The organism is Vibrio sp. Y176, assembly GCF_033438945.1.
This window is the reverse complement of the sequence record NZ_JAWOQS010000334.1, coordinates 1-809: the sequence shown is the minus strand read 5'-3', so window position 1 is coordinate 809 and position 809 is coordinate 1. Positions and strand designations below refer to the sequence as shown.

Below are 809 nucleotides of genomic sequence, written 5' to 3'. Positions count from 1 at the left end.
GTGCGCGTAGCTCATCGATATCACAAAGGCTAAATGCCTCAGTAATATCGGCATACGAGCGAAAACCGTTCATGGCTTGGTAACTTGTCAGTGCGTATACCAGCTCAGGTTTGTGGTTTGGATCCTTGTAGTTACGATGGCTCGCGTTTAGTGGGATCCCGGCACTTTGTTCTTTTTCGAAGCCTATTTCGGCATCTTGTTTGCTTGGGTGAACTTGAATCGACAGTGCATGTTCGGCCGCTAAGATCTTAAACAGAAAGGGCAGGTCGCCAAATTTCGCTGCGGTTTCTGCTGATAAATAAGCGGGTTGGTTTTGTTTGATCAGTTCAGACAAAGGCAGCATGTTTTGCTCAATCTGAACTTCAGAGCAGCCGTTTGGGTGAGTACCCATCCATACTTCTGCTTGAGGCTCATTCGTTTCGTTAGAAAAGCCAAACAAATCGTGAATAGAAGAGGTGCTTCCCCAAGCGTAGTTTTGGATTTTGTTGTTCATTTGAAAGAAGCTATGCGATGAAATAGTGTTCAAATTCATGAATTTTTCCCATAGTTAACCCTCCGAACTGAATCGGAAGAAAAATTGAGCAGAGATACGTTAAATAAGGATGGCGAGCTCGGTTAGGTCACTCGCCAATTTGCCCGAAGGGCGATAAGTCGATTCACAACCGAGGTTTTGGTTCGAGTGGTTTTCGTGATGGTTGCGCTTGCAAAAATGGCAGCAACAAAAGGCCAATGACGGCTGCACAAACTGAAATAGTGATGAAGAAACCCGTCCAATGATATTCTTCAAGAATTAATGCCAGTGGATAGCC

Annotated in this window: 1 protein-coding gene and 1 pseudogene; both read right to left on the bottom strand. The window is 44.7% G+C overall.

Annotated elements, in window-relative coordinates; genetic code table 11:
* Positions 1 to 532: mannose-6-phosphate isomerase, class I (gene manA, locus R7O13_RS25900; protein ID WP_318305078.1), on the bottom strand; the 532-nt coding region annotated here is incomplete at its 3' end.
* Between the two features lie 124 nt (positions 533 to 656).
* Positions 657 to 809 (bottom strand): annotated as a pseudogene (locus R7O13_RS25895) (MFS transporter family glucose-6-phosphate receptor UhpC); the annotation flags it as partial.